This is a genomic window from Halomicrobium mukohataei DSM 12286 (assembly GCF_000023965.1).
Lineage (GTDB): Archaea > Halobacteriota > Halobacteria > Halobacteriales > Haloarculaceae > Halomicrobium > Halomicrobium mukohataei.
Genome location: NC_013202.1, coordinates 2,399,770 through 2,422,470 on the forward strand (window position 1 = coordinate 2,399,770; position 22,701 = coordinate 2,422,470).

General features: G+C 64.5%; 17 protein-coding genes. 7 read left to right on the forward strand and 10 right to left on the reverse strand.

Features of this window, described 5'->3' with window-relative positions:
• Positions 1-9 precede the first annotated feature (9 nt).
• The 5 genes from HMUK_RS12080 to HMUK_RS12100 form a co-directional block, all read right to left on the reverse strand.
• A complete protein-coding gene (locus HMUK_RS12080; protein WP_015763453.1) occupies positions 10-966 on the reverse strand; it encodes a permease in 957 nt (318 codons plus the stop codon).
• A gap of 1 nt (position 967) precedes the next feature.
• A complete protein-coding gene (locus HMUK_RS12085; protein ID WP_015763454.1) occupies positions 968-1,351 on the reverse strand; it encodes an ArsR/SmtB family transcription factor in 384 nt (127 codons plus the stop codon).
• 401 nt (positions 1,352-1,752) lie between these two features.
• On the reverse strand, positions 1,753-2,790 hold the full coding sequence (locus tag HMUK_RS12090) for a tyrosine-type recombinase/integrase (protein WP_015763455.1): 1,038 nt from the start codon (positions 2,788-2,790) through the stop codon (positions 1,753-1,755).
• Entirely contained in the window at positions 2,787-3,203 is a 417-nt protein-coding gene (locus tag HMUK_RS12095) for a DUF5805 domain-containing protein (protein ID WP_015763456.1), read from the reverse strand. The genes HMUK_RS12090 and HMUK_RS12095 overlap by 4 nt, the downstream gene beginning before the upstream one ends.
• A 639-nt stretch (positions 3,204-3,842) precedes the next feature.
• Positions 3,843-4,340: a hypothetical protein gene (locus HMUK_RS12100; RefSeq protein WP_015763457.1), complete on the reverse strand. Its 498-nt coding sequence runs from the start codon at positions 4,338-4,340 to the stop codon at positions 3,843-3,845.
• 681 nt (positions 4,341-5,021) lie between these two features.
• Here HMUK_RS12100 and HMUK_RS17250 point away from each other — a divergent pair.
• Positions 5,022-5,396 (forward strand): hypothetical protein, encoded by a 375-nt coding sequence (locus tag HMUK_RS17250; protein WP_126967075.1) that lies wholly within the window; start codon positions 5,022-5,024, stop codon positions 5,394-5,396.
• Positions 5,397-5,540: 144 nt separating this feature from the next.
• On the opposite strand, the gene HMUK_RS12110 is transcribed toward HMUK_RS17250, so the two are convergent.
• Positions 5,541-7,424, reverse strand: coding sequence for a HAMP domain-containing protein (locus HMUK_RS12110; RefSeq protein WP_015763458.1), 1,884 nt, complete (start codon positions 7,422-7,424; stop codon positions 5,541-5,543).
• Between the two features lie 199 nt (positions 7,425-7,623).
• On the opposite strand from HMUK_RS12110, the gene kdgK1 reads away from it, so the two are divergent.
• From kdgK1 to HMUK_RS12125, 3 genes are all read left to right on the forward strand, one after another.
• Positions 7,624-8,577, forward strand: coding sequence for a bifunctional 2-dehydro-3-deoxygluconokinase/2-dehydro-3-deoxygalactonokinase (kdgK1, locus tag HMUK_RS12115; RefSeq protein ID WP_015763459.1), 954 nt, complete (start codon positions 7,624-7,626; stop codon positions 8,575-8,577).
• Positions 8,578-8,691: 114 nt separating this feature from the next.
• The gene (pyk, locus tag HMUK_RS12120) at positions 8,692-10,437 is read left to right on the forward strand and encodes a pyruvate kinase (RefSeq protein ID WP_015763460.1); all 1,746 of its coding nucleotides are present in this window, start codon (positions 8,692-8,694) and stop codon (positions 10,435-10,437) included.
• Positions 10,438-10,572: 135 nt separating this feature from the next.
• Entirely contained in the window at positions 10,573-11,535 is a 963-nt protein-coding gene (locus HMUK_RS12125) for an ROK family protein (RefSeq protein ID WP_015763461.1), read from the forward strand.
• Between the two features lie 10 nt (positions 11,536-11,545).
• On the opposite strand, the gene HMUK_RS12130 is transcribed toward HMUK_RS12125, so the two are convergent.
• The 4 genes from HMUK_RS12130 to HMUK_RS12145 all read right to left on the reverse strand — a co-directional run bounded on the left by HMUK_RS12130 (position 11,546) and on the right by HMUK_RS12145 (position 17,868).
• Entirely contained in the window at positions 11,546-12,724 is a 1,179-nt protein-coding gene (locus HMUK_RS12130; protein ID WP_015763462.1) for a Cdc6/Cdc18 family protein, read from the reverse strand.
• A 213-nt stretch (positions 12,725-12,937) separates the two neighbouring features.
• On the reverse strand, positions 12,938-13,705 hold the full coding sequence (locus HMUK_RS12135) for an MIP/aquaporin family protein (protein WP_015763463.1): 768 nt from the start codon (positions 13,703-13,705) through the stop codon (positions 12,938-12,940).
• Positions 13,706-13,708: 3 nt separating this feature from the next.
• Positions 13,709-15,241 (reverse strand): glycerol kinase GlpK, encoded by a 1,533-nt coding sequence (gene glpK / locus HMUK_RS12140; RefSeq protein ID WP_015763464.1) that lies wholly within the window; start codon positions 15,239-15,241, stop codon positions 13,709-13,711.
• 125 nt (positions 15,242-15,366) lie between these two features.
• On the reverse strand, positions 15,367-17,868 hold the full coding sequence (locus tag HMUK_RS12145; protein WP_015763465.1) for an extracellular solute-binding protein: 2,502 nt from the start codon (positions 17,866-17,868) through the stop codon (positions 15,367-15,369).
• 307 nt (positions 17,869-18,175) lie between these two features.
• On the opposite strand from HMUK_RS12145, the gene glpA reads away from it, so the two are divergent.
• The 3 genes from glpA to HMUK_RS12160 are packed head-to-tail and all read left to right on the forward strand — an operon-like array spanning position 18,176 to position 22,534.
• The gene (gene glpA / locus HMUK_RS12150; protein ID WP_015763466.1) at positions 18,176-19,894 is read left to right on the forward strand and encodes an anaerobic glycerol-3-phosphate dehydrogenase subunit GlpA; all 1,719 of its coding nucleotides are present in this window, start codon (positions 18,176-18,178) and stop codon (positions 19,892-19,894) included.
• Complete coding sequence (glpB, locus tag HMUK_RS12155; protein ID WP_015763467.1) at positions 19,884-21,152, forward strand: glycerol-3-phosphate dehydrogenase subunit GlpB; 1,269 nt, start codon at positions 19,884-19,886, stop codon at positions 21,150-21,152. Before glpA ends, glpB begins: the two co-directional genes overlap by 11 nt.
• Entirely contained in the window at positions 21,149-22,534 is a 1,386-nt protein-coding gene (locus HMUK_RS12160; protein ID WP_015763468.1) for an anaerobic glycerol-3-phosphate dehydrogenase subunit C, read from the forward strand. The genes glpB and HMUK_RS12160 overlap by 4 nt, the downstream gene beginning before the upstream one ends.
• Positions 22,535-22,701 lie beyond the last annotated feature (167 nt).

Consider the following 22,701-nt stretch of genomic DNA (forward strand, 5'->3'; position numbering starts at 1 on the left):
CGGTCTCAATTACACGATGAGGGAGTTGAACACGACACCTACGACAACACCGATTGTGACGACGGTTCCAGCGTAGACGAGCAATAGTCGGCGCTTGAACAGCTTGTTCAGGAGAATCAGGTTCGGGATACTCACACCGGCTCCACCGATGACGAACGCGAGCACGGTTCCAACGGCGATTCCCTGTTCGCTGAGGGAGGCCGCAATGGGGAGCATTCCACTGAGGCTGACGTAGACTGGAGCCCCGACGAGTGCGGCCAGTGGCACGGAGAGTGGGTTCTCCGGACCGAGCACGGTTCGAACTATCTCGACGGGGACGACGCCGTGAATTAATGCTCCGAGAACCATCCCGAGGACAAGATACGGAAGGGTATCGACGAAGAACGACCACGCTTCACGCGCGGCCGATTCGAAATGCTGCCGGTGCGTTTGCTCCGTATTCGCCGCTCCGCCGGCACAGCAGTCGACTGTTCCGCCGTCCGCAACGGTCTGACCTGTACTATCCGTAATGTGGACTTCCTTGACGTGGTCGGCCAAGCCCAGCCGACCGATAACGATTCCGCCGAGAACGGCTGCGAGAAACGTTATGAGGACGTACCAGACGGTTACTTCGATTCCGAACAGCCCGATTAGCAACAGTACGGCGATTTCGTTGACGAGTGGCGAAGCGAGGAGGAACGAGAAGGCCAGTCCGAGCGGCGCACCCGCCCGAAGCAATCCGGCCAAGACAGGGACGGTCGAGCACGAGCAGAACGGCGTCACCGCGCCCAGTCCGGCGGCAGCGACGTTACCGGTACCTTCATCGTGGCCGCGGAGTTTCCGCTCGACTTTCTCCGGTGGGAGATACTCCTGTGCTAATCCGACGAGGAACGACGCCCCGATGAACAACGGGACGAGGAGGAACGCGAGGTGGAGAAAGTAGTTCCACGAGTCCAGGAGCGCGTTGCTGAGGCTCGGTGAGAGCATCTCAATCGTCTCCCTCAATGGCCTGGGCGAGGTCGAGCAGGTCGAAGACCGCGGTGTCGGCGATGCGGTAGTAGCTCCACTTGCCCTTCTTGCGGGATTTGACCAGCCCGGCCTCTCTCAGCTTCCGGAGGTGGGTAGCGACGGTGGATTGGGGGGCGTCGAGCACGATCTGCAACTCACATCCACAGCACTCTGATTCCCGGAGTGCGCTGAGAACGCGGAGGCGATCCTCATTCCCGAGGGCCTTGAACACTGCCTCCTGATCGGTGACATCTTGTTCGGATGTCCGAATATCCCGTAAGGCGGCGATCCGTTCCTCCGGGTCGTCGTACAACCGTTCAAGTGCGCTGTAGGCCTCGTCGTGTGATGGATCTGCATCAGACATATTTGTATTTCTCGGTTTGAATTACTCGCAGCAACCCTCTGATTCACGTCCTGACGAGGTGGATTGTGTTTCTTCGATATCTGCCCTACAACAGGACCCTTCTTTCTGCCCATAGCGACTCACGAGACGATTCCAGAGTCGGTCGAGGATACTTTTTGCCATCTTCGTCATATCGTAGTTTCCCGATCTATATGAAAATTGTGGTGGCTCGGATCTTGGTCTCCTTGCCGAGAAGAGGATTCGTGTTGCCACCATTCAGAGCAGTAGAGTAGTCGAAAACAGTGATGTACGCGAGTGGGATTTGATCATCTCCATGGATAGCGCCGCCACATTGATATAGCAGTATACAGTTTACGTGTCTACGAGCTGCCGCCGGGTCGCCGACAAAACAGTGTCGGGCGCTAACAGATATCGTACACGTGCTCGTCGTAGACGGTGCGAACGCGGTCGCCCCACTCGTGGGTGTACGTGTCGATCACGTCCTGGGCCACGTCGCCGCGCAGGTACTTCACGATCCCGCGATCACCAGTTCGATCCCGGAGGTGTGTCGTGAAGAAGTGCCTGAAGTAGTGCGGCGTCACGTTCTGGGCCGCATCGCCGCCGTCCTGGTACCAGCCCCGGTCGCGTGCGTGGCGTTCGACGACGTGGTGGACCATGTCCGGCGTGAGTCGTTTCCCCCAGTCTCCGCTCGTCGACGTGAACAGCGGCTCTGCGGTCGATCTCGGATCTGGGCGGACGGCCAGCCACCGTTCGAGTACGTCGCCCAGTTCCGCGTCGACGGGGACCGTCGTGTCCCGTTTTCGCTTGTTCGAGGCCGTCCGCTCTTCGCCGTTGACGACCGCGCCACGCGCCGGCTCGGCCGAGACGAACAGCGAATCGGGGCGCTCTTCGAGCTGTGGCCGAATCGCAGTCCCCGCCGTGACCGCACACTCCGACAGGTGCAGGTCACGAACGTCGAGATTACAGAGCTCGCCCGCACGCATCCCGGTCTTCAACAGCGTCACGACGACCGCTCGCTCCAGGGGATGGCCGATGTCCCGGACGAACGATCGCATCGCCGGGATAGGGATCTCTCGGCGCTGGGGGTCGGTGTCGATCGTCTCGTCCATCTCCTCCATCACCAGCGCCATCGGATTCTCCTCGAAGGTTCCGACCTGATTCATGTAGGCGTAGAACCGATGCAAGTATGAGGCGTACGTCGCGACGGTCGAGTCACTCTGCTCGTCTCTGAGCCCGTGGACGTACGCCATACAGTCTCGATGGGTCGCTTCGGCCAGTCCGACCGGCCGGGCTCCGCTGTCGAGGAAGGACTCGAACTCCCGGAGCACGCGCTCGTAGTACTCCCGCGTTCGATCCGTCTTTCCGTGGTAGGTCATATCGTCCAGGAAGTAGCCGACCGGATCCTCGCTCGCGTCGACGGCGTCGGTGTCGGAGCTCATTTCTTGACGTACCCTCCCTCTCGCCCGCTGTATCTGATCTCGTCGCGCGCTTGGAGATCCTGTAGCGTCTCGTCCAGTTGCGCTTCGATGTCGTCGGTCACTGCCGCGACCAGCTCGTCCCACTCGTAGCTGTCGCCGTCGGCGAGGGTCGAGAGAACCCGGTCTTCCAGACGCTGACCCTGGGGGTCGGCGTCCGATTGTTCCCCTTCACCGCCTTCAGCTACTGTCGACGGTTCGATCGAAGACGAGTCGGCAGTAAAACCACGTCTCCCGGCCTGTACCATCGATCTGACGAACTCGCTGAGGCTCATGTCGAGTTCGTCGGCGTGTGCCTGCCACTCCTGTTTCTGATAGGTCGGAACGTAGGACTGAATCCTCGCCCGGGAGGTGTCGACGCCGCTGTCACGTGCCATATCGATCCCGTCACTTCCCAGCCACATCAATCTAACTCACAATCACAGATAAGGTCATTTATCTGTGGAAGTGCTGTCCTATAGCAGCCGCCAACTGATATCTTATTTGTGAATCTGTGCTCAGATAGCACTAAAGATTATATCCACAAATAAGTATTGTTCTAACAGCAGCAACACAACTCGCCGACAGCGCCAATCGATCTGGTCGGCAGCGGCCGCTCGCTGTGGACGATGCCGACTGTCGCCGTGTCGGAACACCGCGACTGTGGGTACGCTCTGCGACGCAGGCGCTCTTGCACGACTCGCCGCATCGGACGAGACTCTGGCACGGAGCCCATCGCGTACGACTTCGAGAGATCTCTGTGCTCGAACGAGCGACGATCGGATGAAAAGATCCTATCGGACGGCTGCCGGTCGTGGCGACACTCGATAGCCGGTACGTCACACGATCGACTGTCACCGTGGTTAGCTATTTCCGGCCCTGTGGCCTCCAGTCGTTTACAGAGTCACAGCCGACGGCGGCAATCCATGAGGGACCGGTTCGATTCGACGCCGCCACCATACTGCCGGCTGTCCGTCTGTACAGACCGTTGCGACCCCGTGGTCACGACTCTCTCGAAACGGTGACAGCCGGCAGTATCAGTCCAGGAATACGTCCGTCCCCGGAATCACGTCGGCATCTGCGGGCAGTTCGTCGAACCACTCGACCGCGTGGACCGGTTCGCCTGCCGGTTCCACGGCAGTGAGATCGTACGCTCCCGACATGGGGACGCCGCCGAAGGTGACGAATCCCCGCGTTGCGGTCCGTTCGCCGCCGTCCGTTTCGACGGTGACCTGCCAGACGCCTTCGATCGTCGCCCGAACGTGATCGACGATCGCAGTCGTGAACGCCTCGTCCGGTGTCACGCTTTCGACGGGGATCTTCCACGAGCAGGTGTCCGTTTGCTGTCGGAGGAGGAGCTCGCCCGCTGGGTTCGTGATGCCCACGCAAGCGAGATCTGGGAGGTCTCTCATCCGGTCGACGACTGCCCGGTCGACGACGTCTCGCTGCTCGTGATACGGCACTGGATCGTCCGCAGAGAGGCGCTCGTAGTCGACGATCGGTTCGATCTCCGGAGATGGGGTGTCTGTCGTCATGGTGGGTGGGTTGTGGCGTGGCTCGACCGAAGCGAGCGTTCCCGGCGGACGTTCGAGCGAGGCCCCGCGAAATCAGTGTTCGACTGATACTGCCGGCTGTAAGTCTGTACAGAATTTCGCGACCACGAGGTCGCGAATATCTTGAAACAGTTACAGCCGGCAGTATGACAAGCGGCGGACTAATGAATGTACCGGCAGTTCGGAAGGCGGATCCGTGCCGGATATCCTCCCGTCGATCGGATAGGCCGGCACAGATCCGCCAACTGCACCTCGGCCTTTCACCCCCAGGGCTTTCGGTGCTGTCAGTTGCTTCGGCCAATCTCCGCACCTTCGGACAGTCGATCGTCGCCACAGCCCGGCGCTTGGCGACGGATCTCGACGCCACTACCGACGACGGTCGGTGCGGACGAGCCTCTCGCTGGTCTCTCGACGGCTCGATCCGTCCTCGTCGGCTGCCGTCCGGCAGCGGATCGCGAGTGTGACTCTAGGGCTGGCGTCTTCGATCGTTTCTCGTCTGTGGTCGCCATATATGATCAAGTTCTTTCATTTCTGCCCATCAGAAGTGGCCGCAGTGAGACTGATAAATTGCATAGCGCTATACAGAAGTGAGCGTGCGAACGACAGTGAACGCTACGTTTCGCACGGATCGGTGTCGCCCTGGACCGGATCGATCGCACGACGATGTTCGACCGTGAGAACGGCGACGAGCGTCCGTACCAGAGGTGGGGTCAGTACAGTAGCGAGTCAAGAGGCCAGTACAGTAGCGAGTCGAGAGGCCAGTACAGTAGCGAGTCGAGAGGCCAGTACAGAATATCGCCGACGCTCGTAGACGGCGAGGATCATCCCGGTGGTGCCGAACACTCTGCTCGCGTTCGAGGCGCACGCTTCGCCGTCGGCGTCGTCACAGCCCCCGACCCGCCTCATACTGCCGGCTGTACGTCTGTGGAGAGTTTCGCGACCCCGTGTCGCGAATACGTTGAAACAGTGATAGCTGGCAGTATCGGGAGAGAGGGTCCCAGCGATGCGGGACACGATAGCGCGTGTCCGTCGGGGTGATACCGCCGGCTGTACGTCTGTATAGAATTTCGCGACCCCGTGGTCGCGAATATCTTGTAACAGTTACAGCCGGCAGTACGAGAAGCGTGGTCCCGACGGCATCGCCGAAACGACGGATCGAGACGAGAATCCGGAATTACGTCGTCACTCTTCGCTCTCTTCTTGCGTGCGCGTCGTCTGTGACGGTCCGCCGGAGAAGACGAACTCGTGTTCGGCTTCCGTCTCGAAGCGGTCGAGGATGTCCCCGAGCGGTCGAGCGTACCGTTTCAGCTGTTCGGCGCGCGAGGATACTTCGTTGAGTTCGGCGGCCTGTTCCTCCGCGGCACCGGCGACGGTCTCGGACTCGGACATCATCTGCTCGCTGGTGTCTGCGGCCTCCTGCAGCTGGGTCGCGACGGTGCGGAACTGGGTGAGCGAGTCGCCGAGGTCGACTGCTTGCTGCTCCGCTTCGAGGGCTTCGAGCGTCTCGACCAGTTCGTCGAGATCCTCGGAGATCGTCTGTAGCTGGTCTTTCTGCTCGTAGGCGTCGTCGGAGATCTTCTGGATGGACTCGGCGACCTGTTCGGAGGCGTCACGGACAGACTCGGCACTTTGCAGCACCACGTCACCGGATTCCGCGACCTCTTCGGAGAAGCTCTTGAGCTGGCCGGTCGTCTTCTCCAACTCCTCGATCATGGCGTTGAACTCGCTCGCGATCGTGTCCATCGCTTCGTTCTCGCCGTCCTGCTCCATTCGCGTGGTCATGTCCCCGCCTGCGGTCTTCTCCATGGCGACGGAGAACTCGGTGGCTTTCTCCTGGAGGTAGTTGCTCATCTCCATTGCTTCCGCGCGCGAGACCTCGGCCTCTTTGCGTGCGCGCTCGGCTTCGTCGATCTGCTCTCTGAGCGCGTCGCGCATGTCGGCGAAGCCGTCGTACAGCCGACCGATGTTGTCGATCCGTGACGTGTCCAGTTCGACGTCGAGATTGCCCTCCCGCATCTCTTCGGTCTTCCGGGTGAGCGTATCGATCGACGACGAGGTGCTCCAGCCGAGGGCCGCACCGATACCGCCGATGAAGACGACCAGACCGGCCGTCGCGATCAGGCCGTACAGCTGCACGTCCTCGACGAAGCCAAACACCGTCGAGGACGGTGCGTGGGTCAGGACGACCCAGTCAGTCCCAGAGACCGGCGCGTAGCCGACTGTGTACTCCTCGTTCAGTCCGAGGTCGGCGTTCGGTGCCATCGTCGTCTTGACGCTGGCACTCTCCTGTGTGCCCCGCAGGGCGTTCGCGTCGTCGACCGTCTGCTGGACGGGGTACGTCGACAGCGTCATCCCCTCTCGGTCGCTGTTGCTGGCGTAGGCCTGGTCGACGACGACCGTGCGGTGGCTGTCGACGACCTGTGTGAATCGCGCGGACTCGTCTTCGGCCGGACTGATCGAGTCGGCGAGTTCGTCGAGCCGGTACTCGACGACCAGGATGCGGTTCTGGGAGGCCGGCACCGGGCTGGCGAACCCGATGGTCGATTCGCTGTCCTGGCTGTCGCGGTAGGCGTCGGAGACGAGTACCCGACTGGTGTCGCTGAGCTCCGTCTCGGACGTCCACTGGAGGTTCCCGGACAACGCCGACGAGTCCGCACGGAGGCTCGTACTGGCGACGACGGACGATCCCGACGGCGTCGTCTCCAGCAGGTGGACGTTCTTGGCGTCGGCCGACAGCCGCGACAGCTCGTTTTGGAGAGCGAGTTCGAGATCTGCCTCGTCGTCACCCCACTGGTCCTGATTGGAGATGAGCTTCGTCGACAGCTTGTTCTGCGTGACCCACTGCTCGACGATGTCACTCTGCTGGACGGCCGTGTTCTGGAACTGTCCTTCGACGTTGTCCTGTGTCTGGGTCCGGACCTCTTCGGTCGCCGCGAACCCGATGATGCCGACCGACAGCCCCATCACCAGCAGGACGAGCCCGAACTTCAGTGCGAAGCTCCGCCTGAGGAAGTTGGGCGTGATCTTCTGGAGAATACCTTCGGAAGACGACTCTGTGTCGCTCATCGTGTCCCACCACCAGTGGGAGCTTGTTCGCCGCGAACGCGCACGCCCGTTGCTGTGCCATCCGCTGGCGACACGTCGCTGTTTCGCATAGCTTTGTGTGTATTATTTGAATACAAAAGCCTTTGGAGTGTGTCACAGTACGGGACGCCGACTCCGGAATCCGGCGGATTTTATACCGGGGGCGAGTTGACGCACCTATATGACGGATCTCGTTACCTTCGGGGAAACCATGCTCCGGCTGTCGCCGCCGGGCGACGAACGGATCGAAACCGCAGACCAGTACGTCGTTCGCGCCGCGGGTGCAGAGAGCAACGTCGCAGTCGCCACACAGCGGCTGGGCCTCGACGCGACGTGGGTGTCGAAGCTCCCGGACTCCCCGGTCGGCCGGCGGGTCACCGGCGAACTCGCGAGCCACGGTGTCGAGACCGATATCGTCTGGAGCGACGAGGGGCGTCAGGGGACCTACTACCTCGAATCGGGAGAGTCCCCACGCGGGAACAACGTCATCTACGACCGGGCCGACGCGGCGGTGACGACGGCGACGCCGGACGAGCTACCGGTCGATCGAATCCGATCGGCGTCGGCGTTTCACACCACGGGTATCACCCCGGCACTGTCGGAGACGCTGGAAGTGACGACCCAGACGCTGCTCGAAGCGGCTGCCGACGCCGGCACGCTGACGAGCTTCGACGTGAACTACCGGTCGAAGCTCTGGGAGCCCGAGGTCGCCCGTGAGACGCTCACCGAACTGTTCCCCCACGTCGACGTGTTGATCGTCGCCCAGCGAGACGCCGAGAACGTGCTCGGGCGCACCGGGGAGGCGGCGTCGATCGCCCGAGAGCTGGCCGAGGAGTTCGACTTCGAGGTGACGATCCTCACGCGCGGGTCCGAGCCGGCGCTGGCAGTCGCCGACGGGACGACCCACGAACAGCCGACGTTCGAGGCGACGAGCGCCCACCCCGTCGGCACCGGCGATTCCTTCGTGGGCGGTTTCCTCTCGCAGTACGTCGCGGGCGAGAGCGTCGAAACCGCGCTGGAGTACGCCGCTGGGACTGCCGCGCTCAAGCGATCGATCCCCGGCGACATCGCCGTCGTGACGCCGACAGAGGTAGCGGCCGTCATCGAGGGCGGAACCGCGGACATCTCTCGGTGACCCACGGCGTCGACGCCGCAGCATTCGTCTGGTCGATAACCTTCTTATTCCCTGACCGGGTACCCCCTCGTATGGTTGTTCGGAAGCTCTCTGCAATCGACGGAGGACGACCCGATGCGTAGCGCGAAGATCGTCTGTACGCTGGGACCGGCGACGGAGTCGGTCGAACAGATTCGCGGCCTCGCCGAGGCCGGTATGTCCGTGGCGCGGCTCAACGCCAGCCACGGCACCCCCGAGCACCGCCGCGAGATGCTCGACCGGATCCGAGAGGTCGACGCGACCACGGAGCGACCGGTCGCGTCGATGCTCGACATGCCGGGCCCGGAGGTGCGGACGGCTCCGATCCGCGACCCGATCCAGCTGGACGAGGGCTCGACGGTCGAGTTCGTCCAGTCGGACGAGGCGACGCCAGAGCGCGTCGGTCTCTCGCTGTCGATCACGTCCGTCCAGCCGGGCGACCGCGTGTTGCTCGACGACGGGCGGATCGAGACGACGGTCGACCGCGTCGACGGCGACTCCGTCTACGCGACCGTCGAGAACGGCGGCGAACTCGGTGCCCGGAAGGGCGTCAACGTCCCCGGCGTCGAGCTCGACTTGCCCGCAGTCACGGACAACGATCGCCGAGAGCTCGACGTCGCCGCGGAGAAGGAACCCGACTTCGTGGCCGCCTCCTTCGTCCGGTCGGGCAAAGACATCTACGAGATCGAGGCCGAGATGGAAGCGCGCGGCATCGACATCCCGATCATCGCCAAGATCGAGCGGGCCGGCGCGGTCGAGAATCTCGACTCGATCGTCGACGCCGCCTACGGCGTGATGGTCGCGCGTGGGGACCTCGGCGTCGAGTGCCCGCTCGAAGACGTGCCGATCTTCCAGAAGCGCATCATCCGCAAGTGTCAGGAAGCCGGCGTGCCCGTGATCACGGCCACGGAGATGCTCGACTCGATGATCCACGAGCGCCGACCGACCCGTGCGGAGGCCTCCGACGTGGCCAACGCCGTCCTCGACGGCACCGACGCCGTGATGCTGTCGGGCGAGACCGCGATCGGCGACAATCCGGTCCGCGTCGTCGAGACGATGGACCGCATCGTCCGCGACGTCGAGTCGGCTCCCGAGTACGACCAGAACCGCGAGCAACAGGTTCCGGCCGCGGGCGAGACGCGGACAGACGCACTGGCACGGTCCGCGCGGTTCCTCGCTCGGGACATCGGGGCGTCGGCGGTCGTCGCCGCCTCCGAGTCGGGCTACACCGCCCTCAAGTCGGCCAAGTACCGGCCGTCGATCCCGATCGTCGCCTCGACGCCCAGCGACGAGGTGCGGCGACAGCTCGCCCTCTCGTGGGGGATCATCCCCGTCTCGACGGAGTACACGACCCAGGGTGCGGACGCGATCATCCAGAACGCCGTCCAGGCGGCCCTGGACACGGAGGCAGCGGACGGTGGCGACACCGTCGTCGTCCTCTCCGGGATGATGACCGAGCTCGAAGGGATGAACACGGCGAACCTCCTGAAGGTCCACGTCGCGGCCGAGCGGATCGCCAACGGCCGCTCGGTCGTCGACGGGCTGGTGTCGGGGCCGGTCTATCACGTGCCCGACGGCGACCTCTCCGACGTGCCCGACGGTGCGGTGATCTCCATCGCCGCGGACTTCGACGGCGAGTTCGACGGCGAGGTCGAGCGGATCGGCGGCATCGTCGACGCCCACGACGGGACGACGGGATACGCTGCGATCGTCGCGCGCGAGCTCTCGATCCCGATGATCGCCAACGCCGAACTCCCGGACCTGGCGGACGGAACGCAGGTCACGCTCGACGCGGAGCGTGGCATCGTCTACGAGGACACCACCGAGGACGACCGCTCGTAGCGACACGAGCCGGCAGTGATACCGCTGGCCGTCGCTGGGGGATGTCCACCCGAGATGGGAAACTGCGTCACGGATAGACGGCCGGCGGTGTGAATATGTGCAGTTAAGTATCGAAGGGTTCACCCATCCAGTATCATGGCTGCATACGCAGGGGTGGATCTCGGCGCGACGAACATTCGTGCTGTCGTCGGCGACGAGTCCGCCCGTGAACTCGGGTCAGACACGCAGGCCACACCGCGGGGGCCGAACGGGATCGCCGTCACCGAGGCGATCCTCGACTGTCTCCGCAACGCCTGTGACGACGCCGACGTATCGCCAAGCTCCGTCGTCGCCGCCGGTATCGGATCGATCGGACCACTGGATCTCGCCGAGGGAATCGTCGAGGGACCCGCGAACCTCCCGGATTCGATCGGTCGGATCCCACTGACCGGTCCCGTCGGCAACCTGATCGACTCGGAACGCGTGTATCTGCACAACGACACCAACGCCGGGGTGATCGGCGAACGCTTCTTCTCTGACCGCAACCCCGACGACATGGTGTATCTGACGATCTCCTCGGGGATCGGTGCCGGCGTCGCCGTCGACGGCAACGTCGTCGACGGCTGGGACGGCAACGCCGGTGAGGTCGGGCACATGACCCTCGACCCGGCCGGCGTGATGACGTGTGGCTGTGGCTCGGACGGCCACTGGGAGGCGTACTGTTCGGGCAACAACATCCCGAAGTACGCGACGCAGCTCCACACGGAAGACGGGATGGAGACTGCGCTCCCAGTCGAGAGCGGTGACTTCGACGCGGCGGACGTGTTCGACCGTGCGCGAGACGGCGACGACTTCGCACAGTACGTCATCGGGCAGGTCGGCCACCTCAACGCTATCGGGATCGCAAACGTCGTCCAGGCGTACGCCCCGCTCGTGGTCTACGTCGGCGGAGCGGTAGCGCTGAACAACCCCGACGCCGTCCTCGATCCGATCAGAGACGAACTCTCGGAGATGGTGTTCGGAAACATCCCGGACGTGAAGCTCACGACGCTCGGCGAAGACATCGTCGTCATGGGCGCGCTCGCCTCGGCGATCACCGACGGCACCGGCGAGCGGTAATCGTCGACGCTTATCCCCGTTCCAGGTCGTAGAGGCGGCGAAACGCCGCCGGTGGAAAGCGCAGTTCCACGCGGCTGGGCGGTCGCCCCTTCCCGCTTTCGAGGCCGGACTGGACGCGTTCGACGATCCCGCCTTCGGCCATCTCGTAGAGGTACCGCTTGACCGTTCCCGGTGAGAGGTCGACAGTCGCTTTCGCGGCGATCGCCTCCGTGGTCGCGGTGACGGACTCTCGGTCGGTCGAATCGAGTTCGACGACTTCTCGCAGGACGCGCTGTTTGTTGTCTGGCAGCGCGAGCACCCTCGCCAGCGACACCGAGGGGCGTGGGATCTGCTCGATTGCGGCCTCGACGTCGTCCTGGCCGACGCGCGTCCCCTCTCGTTGACTCGCGTCGTCGGCCGCGATAAACAGCGCTGCCAGCGCGTCGTGTGCGTTGCCGTCCGCCCACTCGGCGATCGTGCGGGCCTGTTCGTGGCTCAGTGCCTGGGGAGCGAGTCCGTCCGAGGCGCGCGTCATCAACACGTCGACGAGCATCTGTCGACGGTACGGTTCGACCGGGATCGTCGTCGCCGTGTACTCGGTCAACAGCGTCTCTTCGGGGTCGTCTCGTCCGATCGCCAGCCAGCTCACGTTGCTGGGCAGTCCCGCGAAGAGGTCGATCAGCGCCTCGGCGTCGGTGCTGCCCTGTTCGCCGACGTGGTCGACGGCGATCACGACGCCGATGCTCGCGGCACCGAGCATCTCGTGGAGCCGACGGCGAAGCTCCGACGTGCTGATCCCGTGTTCCGGGACTCGGTCGTCGACGAGTCCGTCGAGCACGCGGTGGTAGAACGCGAACCGACTCGTCGTCTCACGCAGATCGACGTAGACGAACTCCGGAGAGGGCGGCGCTGCCGCGCGGGTACTCGTGTGAATGACCGACCGCTGTTCGGTCGAGAGCCGGCCGAGCCGCCCGAACAGCGCCGTCACGATCGCCGACTTCCCGGAGCCAAACGGGCCCGACACGTAGGCGTTGGGCGGTAAGCGGCCGTCGAACACCGGATCGAGGTGATCGAGCAGTCGCTCGAAGACCGGACCCCGGTCCGACGGGTCGTCGATGTGTGCAACCGGGGACAGCGATTCGTAGTCCTGGATCAGTCGGGGGCCACCACCCCGGCGCTGCCGTCGTTTTATCCTCTCATCGATGTTCATGATCCGCTCTCTACGGGTTGACAACGGCATCTGAGCGGAACTCCATCGATATCGACAGCAGTACTTGCCCCGCCCGTAGACGCGTTGGCGATAGACGCTCGTGTTCTGTGCATCGATTGTTCCTGTGAGGTGTTTGTGAGTGGGATTCCCGGTCGCATATCAGTTTCCACATCCTGGTCCGTGAGTTCTGCATTGCTGTCCGATGACCGTGCGTTACAGTGCGTGATACAGCCCGGCCGCGAGGAGCGCTCCGATGATCGGACCGACGATAGGCACCCAAGAATACGCCCAGTCCGACGAGCCCTTGTGTGGAAACGGGAGGACCGCGTGTGCGATACGCGGTCCGAAGTCGCGTGCAGGATTGATCGCATAGCCGGTCGGGCCACCCAGAGAGAGCCCGATTCCGAGCACGACCAGTGCGACCGGAAGCGCTGACAGCGCGCCGAGACCGAATCCGACCTCTTGACCGTCGATCGTGATCGTTCGGAGGAACTCACCGGAAGCGCCGTCCAAGAATCCGGCGGAGTTCAGATACAACACCCCGAAGACCAGCACGAACGTACCGATGACCTCGGTCAGCATGTTTGCCCGATAGTTTCGGATTTCGGGACTCGTCGAGAAGATAGCGAGCTTCACGTCTTCGTCTTCCGTCGCGGCAAAGTGATCCTTGTACGCCAGCCAGACCACCACACCACCCAGGAACGCCCCGAGCGTTTGAGCGGCGATGTAGATCGGGACCTGTGCCCAGTCGAACAATCCGGCCGCAGCCAGTCCGATCGTCACGGCGGGATTGATGTGACCGCCGCTGACCTGACTGATCGTGAACACGCCCATGAACACACCGATAGCCCATCCCCACGTGATGACGATCCAACCGCTTTCGTGCCCTTTCGTCTCGTTGAGGACGACGTTAGCGACGACACCGCCACCGAAGATGATGAGGATCGCAGTACCGATGGCTTCCGCGATGTACGGATTCATCGGTTACTCTTCATGTGCCCAGTCTCGGGACCGCTCGACGGCGTCGTCCCAGCGTCCGTACATCTTGTCCGCCTGCTCCGGTGCCATCTCGGGCTGGAAGTTGCGATCGACCTGCCAGTTGTCCCGCAGCTCGTCGATCGTGTCCCAGTAGCCGACGGCGAGGCCGGCGGCGTAGGCCGAGCCGAGCGCGGTCGTCTCGTCGACTTCCGGACGGGAGATCTCCGTCTGGATGATGTCGGACTGGAGCTGACAGAGGAAGTTGTTCTTGACGGCCCCACCGTCGACGCGCAGCGTCGTCGTCTCGACGCCGGAGTCGGCTTCCATCGCTTCGGCGATGTCTCGGGTCTGGTACGCGATAGATTCGAGCGTCGCACGGACGATGTGCTCTTTCCGGGTCCCGCGGGTCATACCGACGATCGTCCCGCGTGCGCGTCCGTCCCAGTGTGGCGCGCCGAGCCCGGTGAAGGCCGGCACCATGTACACGCCGTCCGTCGACTCGACCGAGCGGGCCAGCTCTGCGGTCTGTGCGGCGTTCTTGATGAGGTCGACGTCTTCGAGCCACTCGATCGCCGCACCCGTGATGAAGATCGACCCCTCCAGTGCGTACTGGACCGGTTCGCCGGACATCTGGAAGCCGATCGTGGTGAGGAGTCCGTGATCGGACTCGACGGCCTCTTCGCCGGTGTTCATGAGGTAGAACGAGCCCGTGCCGTAGGTGTTCTTCGCGTCGCCGGCATCGAAGCAGGTTTGACCGAACAGGGCGGCCTGCTGATCGCCCAGGGCACCGGCGACGGGGACTTCGGCACCGAGGAAGCCGTCGGGGTCGGTGGTTCCGTACGTCGCCTCGTCGGAGGACGGGCGCACCTCGGGCAGCATCGATTCGGGGATGTCGAACTCTTCGAGGAGTTCCGCGTCCCACGACAGCCCCTCGATGTCGTAGAGCATCGTCCGAGAGGCGTTGGTCACGTCGGTGATGTGGTTGCCCGTGAGGTTGTAGATCAGCCACGAGTCGATCGTCCCCATCAGGAGTTCCCCGTCGCGGGCACGCTCACGGAGGTCACGCGTGCGGGCACTCTCCAGCTTGAGGGGTTCGGCGTTGTCCAGGATCCACTCGGTCTTTGTCGCCGAGAAGTAGGCGTCGGCCTCCAGCCCGGTCTTCTCGCGGATCATCTCGATCTTGCCGGCTTCTTCCAGCTCCTCGACGCGGTCGGTCGTCCGTCGGTCCTGCCACACCAGCGCGTTGTGTATCGGCCGCCCGGTCTCTCTGTCCCACACGATCGTGGTCTCTCGCTGGTTCGTGATCCCGATCGCCTCGAGCTGGGTGGCATCGAGGTCGGCGGCGTCGAGGCCAGCGGTGACGACGGCCTTCGTGTTCTCCCAGATCTCGGTCGGATCGTGTTCGACCCAACCGGGTTTCGGATAGATCTGTTCGTGCTGTTCGTACGAGTTGGCGACGACGTTGCCGCTGTGGTCGAACACCATGAAGCGGGTGCCCGTCGTCCCCTGATCGATCGCACCGACGTATGTGTCTGGCATCGTTGTGTACTCCGTGGGGCGGAACTTTATCTACCGTTCCACCCTACCGATAAACAACATAGGCGATCATTATAAATGTTACTGGCGCTGTCGAACCGTCAGTAAATCATCCGCAGAAACGACCGCTACTGGTACGAGTCGAGCGTCGCTGCGATCTGCTCGTCGATCGATTCCAGCGTCTCGGCCGTCGAGTCTGTGGTATCCAGCCGTTCGACGCCCTCCTCGATAATCGTCCGAACCGTGTCGAACGGGCCGATCTGCGCCCCACGGGTCCCGATCGTGTCGGTCGTTTCCATCAGCTGGTCCAGCGCCGTCGCGTAGTGGGTGTTCTCCTCGAACCAGCCCGCCGCCCGTAGTTCCGGAATCGCCCCTTCGTGAACCGGGAAGTAGCCGGTCTCGCGGTGCCAGCGCTGCTGTTGTGCGGGCTGGGTGAGCCAGGTCAGGAACTCGCTGACCGCGTCGTGGACGGCCGTCGAGTGGTCGTCCCCGACCCACAGCGACGCCCCGCCGACCAGCACGCCCGTCCTGTCGTCGAGCACCGGGAATCGTCCCGTCTCGACCGGGAACGCCGCGCCCGACTCGATCTCCGTCAGCGAGGAGGTCGATCCGATGAGCATCGCGGCGTCTCCGTCGTGGAACGCGGTTCTGGCAGCGCCTCGTGCCTCGATGCCGGGGTCGTAGTGATACCCCGATTCGGACATGTCGCGCCACCACTCGAACAGCGACTGGCCGAACGAACCGCTGAGGTTCGCCGTCGTCGGCCGTCCGGCGCGTCCGTTGTCGTTGTCGACCAACGGCTCGTCCGCCTCCGCGAACCACTGTTCGACGAACCACGAGTAGTTCGCGAACGTGATGCCGTACTCGGAGACGCCAGCGTCGACGATGCGCTCGGAGGCGTCACGAACCGCCGAGAGCGTCTCCGGCGGCCGGTCGGGATCGAGCCCCGCGCGCTCGAACGCGTCGCGGTTGTACACCAGGACCGGATTCGAGGCGTTGAACGGGAGCGAGTGCAACGTCCCGTCGAACCGGTAGTAGTTCGCCACGGGATCGAGGAGCGAGTCGACGTGTTCCTGAGAGAGCAGCCGTTCGACCGGCACGAACTGGCCGCTGTCGCGCGCTCGCGTGGTCCCGATCTCGAAGATCTGGGCGATCGCCGGCGGCGATCCGTTCTCGGCCGCCGTCAGTGCCGCGTCGAGGGTCCCGCGATAGCTCCCCTTCGACGACAGCGAGATCACGACGCCGTCTGTCTGGGCCTCGAACTCGCGGGCCAGTTCCTCCAGCAACAGCCCCTTCTCGCCGCCCATCGCGTGCCAGAACTCCACGACGGTCGCGTCTTCGTCCGCGGTCTCGTCGGCGAGTTCGTAGTCGTCGAACGTCGATTCGAGCGTCCCAGCCCGCTCGGACAGCGTCGAGACGCGCGTCGACACCTCGGCCAGCTCGGTCGTCTGTGTCCGGGCTGCCGTCGCCGCGACCTCGGCGTCGGAGGCCGTGTCGTCACTGATGTCGCCGACGGCGTTGACCATCGACACGATCTCCTGGGTGGACTCCGCCTGACTGTCGGTGGCCTCGTCGATCTCCTGGATGCTCGTGTCGATCTCCTCGACCTGTCCGACGACGCGTTCGAGACCGTCGGTCACCGATTCGACGGTGTCGTGTGTCCGGTCGACGCTCTCGCTCGTCTCGTGGACGGTCTCGACGGTCGCTTCGGCCTGTTCGTGGACTCGGTCGATGGAGTCCTCGATCTCCGCCGTCGCTCGCTTCGTCTCGCTGGCGAGCTCTTTGACCTCGCTGGCCACGACGCCAAAGCCCTCGCCGTCCTCGCCCACGCGGGCGGCCTCGATGTTCGCGTTCAGCGCGAGAACGTTGGTCTGGTCGGCAACGTCGGTGATGAACTCGACGATGTCTTCGATCTCGGTCAGGAGGTCGTTGAGCCGCTCTATCTGCTCGACGGTTTCCGAGGAGCGCGCCGCGAGGCGTTCGAGTTCGGTCCTCGCCTCCGTCGCCGAGGACCGGGCCTGATCGCCCTGGGCCGCGGCGTCGCCGGTCGCCGTCGCGACCTCGTTGGCCGAGGCCGCGATCTCCTCGATCGTCGCCGAGAGGGCCTCCATCTCGTCGGCGATGTCGTTGATCCGCTCGTTCTGTCGGCGGGAGCCCGACGAGATGCCGTCGACCGCGTCGCTCACCTCGCGGCTCGCACCTTTCACGGAGTCGAGACGCTCGTCGACCTGCTCGGTCGACGACGCCACCTGCCCGCCGAACACGGAGACCGTCTCGACGGTGTCGCGCCACTCGGCGAGGAGATCCCGGTACGCACTGTACAGCTCCGAGACCGCCGCTACGTCGGCGCCTCCGGGCGTCTCCGTCAGGTCTCCCTCGGCGTTGGCCGCGACCACCGAACTCAGGTCCTCGATCGCGCGCTCCAGCGTCTCCGCTCGTTCGCGTTCCGCTGTCAGGGTCTCCCGGACCCGTTCGCGGTCCTCGATGGCTTCGTCACGCTCCGCGCGTGCCTGGGAGAGTTGCCGTTCGAGCTCCTGTCTCGTTCGTGCCTGCTCGTCCTCTCCGACCGCCTCGCCGCCGTCCGAGCGCGTCTCCGCTTCGGTCGAACTCGTCGATCGCCAGTCAAACATCGGTAACGCGCCTCCCGATCGTGCTGAACATACGATACGTGCCAGATCCATACCGTACGTATATAATAGTTATTGGTGGATGTATAAGGTAGATAAAGATGCTGCATCGGTGTCTAAAGCGGTGATACAGCCCGATTTTCAGGATAGCTGTCCCAGTCGGCAGCGCCGAGCGCCAGTGCGACAGTCGGCGTCGGCGAGCATCGTCCTCGTGACGCGCCGAAATCGTGTTAACGATCACTAGTTTTACTGTCGGTGTCCGTTCGTCGGTGAAGTAAAGTGGGTGGCGACCTAACGACTCCGAGTATAGATGGCATCGACACCACGAATCGTCGTCGTCGGAGGTGGCTCGACCGGCGCGGGCGTCGCGCGAGACCTCGCGATGCGCGGGGCCGACGTGACCCTCGTCGAGCAGGGGAACCTCACACACGGCACGACGGGGCGCATGCACGGACTGCTCCACAGCGGCGGCCGGTACGCGGTCTCCGACCAGAAGAGCGCACGCGAGTGTATCGAAGAGAATCGCGTGTTACGCGACATCGCGAGCCACTGCGTCGAGATGACCGGTGGCATGTTCGTCAAGCGTCCGGAAGACTCCGAATCGTACTTCGAAGAGAAACTACAGGGGTGTGCCGACTGCGACATCCCCGCGGAGGTGATCTCGGGCGAACGCGCACGCGAACGCGAGCCCCACCTCGCGACGGACGTCGACAAGGCGATCTCCGTCCCCGACGGCGCGGTCGATCCGTTCCGGCTCGTCGTCGCCAACGCCGCCAGCGCACAGGAACACGGTGCCCGGATCGAGACCCACTCGAAGGTCACCGATCTGCTCGTCGAGAGCGGCGAGATCGTCGGCGTCGAGGTCGAACACGGGGCCAAGTCCGGCGATCGCGTCCACGGCGTCCAGTCGGGTCGAGAGACGATCCGGGCCGACCACGTCGTCAACGCGACCGGCGCGTGGGCCGGCCGGATCGGCGACATGGCCGACCTCGACGTGGCCGTACGGCCCTCGAAGGGCGTCATGACGATCATGAACGTCCGGCAGGTCGACACCGTCATCAACCGCTGTCGGCCCAAGGGCGACGCGGACATCATCGTTCCTCACGAGACGACGGCGATACTGGGGACGACCGACGAGGAGGTCGAGGACCCGGAGGACTACCCCGAAGAGCAGTGGGAGGTCGACCAGATGATCGAGACGCTCTCGGAACTGGTGCCGATGCTCGCCGACGCGCGCTCGATCCGGTCGTTCTGGGGCGTGCGCCCGCTGTACGAACCGCCGGAAGTGGGCAGCGAAGATCCGACCGACATCACGCGGGACTACTTCCTGCTGGACCACGAGGAACGCGACGGCCTGCCGGGCATGACGACCATCGTCGGCGGGAAGTTCACGACCTACCGGATGATGGGCGAGGAGATCGCCGACCACGTCGTCTCCAAGTTCGGGATGGACGCCGACTGCCGGACCGCGGACGTGCCGCTGCCCGGTAGCGAGGAGTTTTCGGTGCTGCGAGACTACATGGACGAGTTCGGCCTGCGCTCGCCGATCGGCCGGCGCAGCGTCGAGCGACTGGGATCGCGGGCCGAGGAGGTGCTCGGCACCGGCGAGCCGAACCCGGTGCTGTGCAACTGCGAGGGCGTCACGCGCGCGGAAGTACGGGACGCGATCTCCCAGGCCGGCGCGGACCTCAACGGGACCCGCATCCGGACCCGAGCGTCGATGGGCAACTGCCAGGGCGGCTTCTGCATCCATCGTCTGGCCGGCGAGCTCCACCCCGAGTTCGACGAGGCGACGGTTCGAGACTCCTGGGACGACCTGCTACAGGAACGGTGGAAGGGACAGCGCCACGCCCTCTGGGGGAACCAGCTCCAGCAGGCGATGATCAACTACGCGCTGCACGCGACGACGCAGAACCGCGACCACGACCCGGCGACCCAGCCCGTCGACTTCGCCGCCTTCGACAGCGGACCGGGCTCGGATCGTCGCCTGGGGTCGGACACCGTCGGGGAGGCCGCAGATGGCGATTGATTCGGAGGTGCTGGTCGTCGGCGGCGGGCTCGCGGGCGTGACGAGCGCGGTCGCGGCCGCCCGCGCGGGTGCGGACGTGCGCCTGGTCTCCTACAAGCAGAGCTCGCTCCGGCAGGCCTCCGGGCTGATCGACGTGCTCGGCTACGTCGGCGACGAGGTCGTCGTCGATCCGTACGACGCGATTCCGGAGCTCCACGAAGACCACCCCTACCGTCTCGTGGGCGTCGAGACGGTTCGGGACGCGATGGCGCTGTTCGACGAGACCGTCGACGGCTACCACGGCGACCACACCGAGACCAACGCACTGCTCCCGACCCACGGCGGGACGGTCAAGCCGACCGCGCGCTACCCCGCCGGAGCCGCCGAGGGCGTCGCCAGCGACGACCGGGACACGCTCCTTGTCGGCTTCGAGCGGCTGGTCGACTTCGACGCACCGCTCGCCGCGAGTCACGTCGAGGCCGCGGGCGCGCCGTTCTCGGCCGACGGCGTGACGATCACGTTCCCGGGAGATCTCCAGGCCGACGCCAAGGTCACTCGGTACGCGAAGCTGCTCGACCAGAACAGTCCCGTCGCAGTCGACGGCCAGAAGGTCGACACCCGGACCGCGCTCGCCGAACGGATCGCCCCCCACCTCGACGGCCACGAACGCGTCGGCTTCCCGGCGGTGCTGGGCGACGATCACACCGACGCGGTGCGGGCGACGCTGGCCGAGGAGCTCGGGGTGGCCGTCTTCGAAGTCCCGATGGGGCCGCCCTCGCTGCCGGGACTGCGCCTCGAAGACCGTCTCTTCGAGGCGCTCGACCGGTCCGGCACGCGCTACGAGGTCGGCAACCCCGTCGTCGACTACGAGGGCGAGGATCGGATCGAACGCGTGGTCGTCGAACGGAACGGCTCTCGGGTCCCCTACAGCGCCGACCAGTACGTCCTCGCGACGGGCGGGCTGGTCAGCAAGGGCGTCGAGAGCGACCGCGAGGGCGTTCGAGAGCCGATCTTCGACTGTCACGTCCCACATCCGAAAGACCGGTACGACTGGTTCGAAGACGGCGTGTTCGACGACCACGCGTTCGCGCGCTTCGGCGTCGACGTTGGGAGCGACTTGCGGCCACGTGCGGCCGGCGGAAGCGTGGAGTTCGAGAACCTCAGAGCGGCTGGGGCGACGATCGGCGGCTACGACTTCGCGGCCGAGAAGTCCGGCAGCGGCGTCTCGATCGCGACCGGCTACGCGGCCGGGAGAGCGGCGACGGAGGATCTGACATGAGTGATTCAGCTGACACACCGACGGAGGAGTCGTTCGAACCGACGGAACCGAACACGGGCGAGGAGTTCGAGCCGGTCCAGGTGTTCCCCGACGAGGAGACGATGGACCTGCGGCCCGGCGCGGACTCCTGTACGAAGTGTAGTACCTGCGATACGAACTGTCCGGTCGCGGAAGTCGACGACGAGTTCCCGGGGCCGAAGTTCCAGGGACCGGAGCAGTGGCGACTCAAGCAGACCGACGACGGCGACGAGTTCGCCATCGACGACTCCATCATGGACTGCTCGAACTGCATGCGCTGTGACGACGCCTGTCCCTCGGGTGTCCCGCTCAGCCAGATGCACAACGAGGCCCGCGGCGAGTACGTCGACGAGCAGATGAGCAAGCTCTCGACGGAGTACTGGCGCAACCGGATCCTCGCCAACTACCGCACGTCCGCGTGGCTGGCGAGCAAGGTCCCCCGGATCGCCAACGTCGCGATGAACTTCGGGCCGGCTCGCTGGGTCATGGAGAAGACCCTCGGTGTCACGAGCGAGCGGGAGTTCCCCGCCTTCGCGACGGAGACGTTCTCCGAGTGGTGGGCCGCCCAGGGCGGCGCTGCCGGTTCCCGCGAGCGCGCTCGCGACGCCCGCGAACGCCGCGGCGAACCCCTCGACGCCGACAAGAAGGTCGCGTACTTCCACGGCTGTTACTCCGAGTACAACACCCCCGAGGTCGCGCGGGCCCTCGTTCGCGTGTACGAGCACTTCGGCTACGAGATCGTCGTGCCCGAGCAGGGCTGTTCGGGAACGCCGATGTTCGCAAACGGGATGCTCGACGACGCCCGCCGCCACGCCGAGGTCAACGTCTCTTCGATGGCCGATCTGGTCGAGGAGGGGTACGACGCCATCGCCTCCTGTACGTCGTGCTCGCTGGCGCTGCGACAGGAGTATCCCGAGCTGTTCGACATCGACGGCATCGAAGACGTGGCCGAGAACACCTTCGAGTCCATCGAGTACCTCCGGATCCACGAAGACGTGCGCGGTGCGCTCCAGGACGCCGAGATCGGGGACGAACTCGCCGAAGAGTTCGCCTACCACGCGCCGTGTCACGCCCGCAACCAGGGGCTCGAACGGCAGGCCGTCGAGCTGTTCCGCGATCTCGACGGCGTCGCAGTCGAGGACGTGGGCGACTCCTGTTCGGGCATCTCGGGCACCTACGGCTGGAAAGACGAGAAGTACGAGAAGTCGATGGCCATCGGTGAAGAGATGTTCGACCACATGGAGGACGTCGAGAGCACCACCGGTATGACCGAGTGTCCCACCTGCTCGATGCAGATGGAACACGGTACTGGCTACGACATCCGACACCCGATCGAGCTGGTCGCGGCGGCGCTGGTCGAGTGATACGGACGGTTGTCGGCGTTTACCCAGTCGACCGCACGACGGCGTACGGTCGATCTGGTAACGACCTACAACTTTCCGTATGAGACGGCAAAAAAGCGAGACGACGCCCGGCCTCATACGGATTATTGTAGCGATTTACCGGAGATCGTCTACTCCGTGGCGACGAT

Excerpts from the sequence above, each read along its gene's own strand:
- HMUK_RS12080 (WP_015763453.1), bottom strand. The coding sequence starts at position 966 with ATGCTCTCACCGAGCCTCAGCAACGCGCTCCTGGACTCGTGGAACTAC.
- HMUK_RS12085 (WP_015763454.1), bottom strand. The coding sequence starts at position 1,351 with ATGTCTGATGCAGATCCATCACACGACGAGGCCTACAGCGCACTTGAA.
- HMUK_RS12090 (WP_015763455.1), bottom strand. The coding sequence starts at position 2,790 with ATGAGCTCCGACACCGACGCCGTCGACGCGAGCGAGGATCCGGTCGGC.
- HMUK_RS12095 (WP_015763456.1), bottom strand. The coding sequence starts at position 3,203 with ATGGCACGTGACAGCGGCGTCGACACCTCCCGGGCGAGGATTCAGTCC.
- HMUK_RS12100 (WP_015763457.1), bottom strand. The coding sequence starts at position 4,340 with ATGACGACAGACACCCCATCTCCGGAGATCGAACCGATCGTCGACTAC.
- HMUK_RS17250 (WP_126967075.1), top strand. The coding sequence starts at position 5,022 with ATGTTCGACCGTGAGAACGGCGACGAGCGTCCGTACCAGAGGTGGGGT.
- HMUK_RS12110 (WP_015763458.1), bottom strand. The coding sequence starts at position 7,424 with ATGAGCGACACAGAGTCGTCTTCCGAAGGTATTCTCCAGAAGATCACG.
- kdgK1 (WP_015763459.1), top strand. The coding sequence starts at position 7,624 with ATGACGGATCTCGTTACCTTCGGGGAAACCATGCTCCGGCTGTCGCCG.
- pyk (WP_015763460.1), top strand. The coding sequence starts at position 8,692 with ATGCGTAGCGCGAAGATCGTCTGTACGCTGGGACCGGCGACGGAGTCG.
- HMUK_RS12125 (WP_015763461.1), top strand. The coding sequence starts at position 10,573 with ATGGCTGCATACGCAGGGGTGGATCTCGGCGCGACGAACATTCGTGCT.
- HMUK_RS12130 (WP_015763462.1), bottom strand. The coding sequence starts at position 12,724 with ATGAACATCGATGAGAGGATAAAACGACGGCAGCGCCGGGGTGGTGGC.
- HMUK_RS12135 (WP_015763463.1), bottom strand. The coding sequence starts at position 13,705 with ATGAATCCGTACATCGCGGAAGCCATCGGTACTGCGATCCTCATCATC.
- glpK (WP_015763464.1), bottom strand. The coding sequence starts at position 15,241 with ATGCCAGACACATACGTCGGTGCGATCGATCAGGGGACGACGGGCACC.
- HMUK_RS12145 (WP_015763465.1), bottom strand. The coding sequence starts at position 17,868 with ATGTTTGACTGGCGATCGACGAGTTCGACCGAAGCGGAGACGCGCTCG.
- glpA (WP_015763466.1), top strand. The coding sequence starts at position 18,176 with ATGGCATCGACACCACGAATCGTCGTCGTCGGAGGTGGCTCGACCGGC.
- glpB (WP_015763467.1), top strand. The coding sequence starts at position 19,884 with ATGGCGATTGATTCGGAGGTGCTGGTCGTCGGCGGCGGGCTCGCGGGC.
- HMUK_RS12160 (WP_015763468.1), top strand. The coding sequence starts at position 21,149 with ATGAGTGATTCAGCTGACACACCGACGGAGGAGTCGTTCGAACCGACG.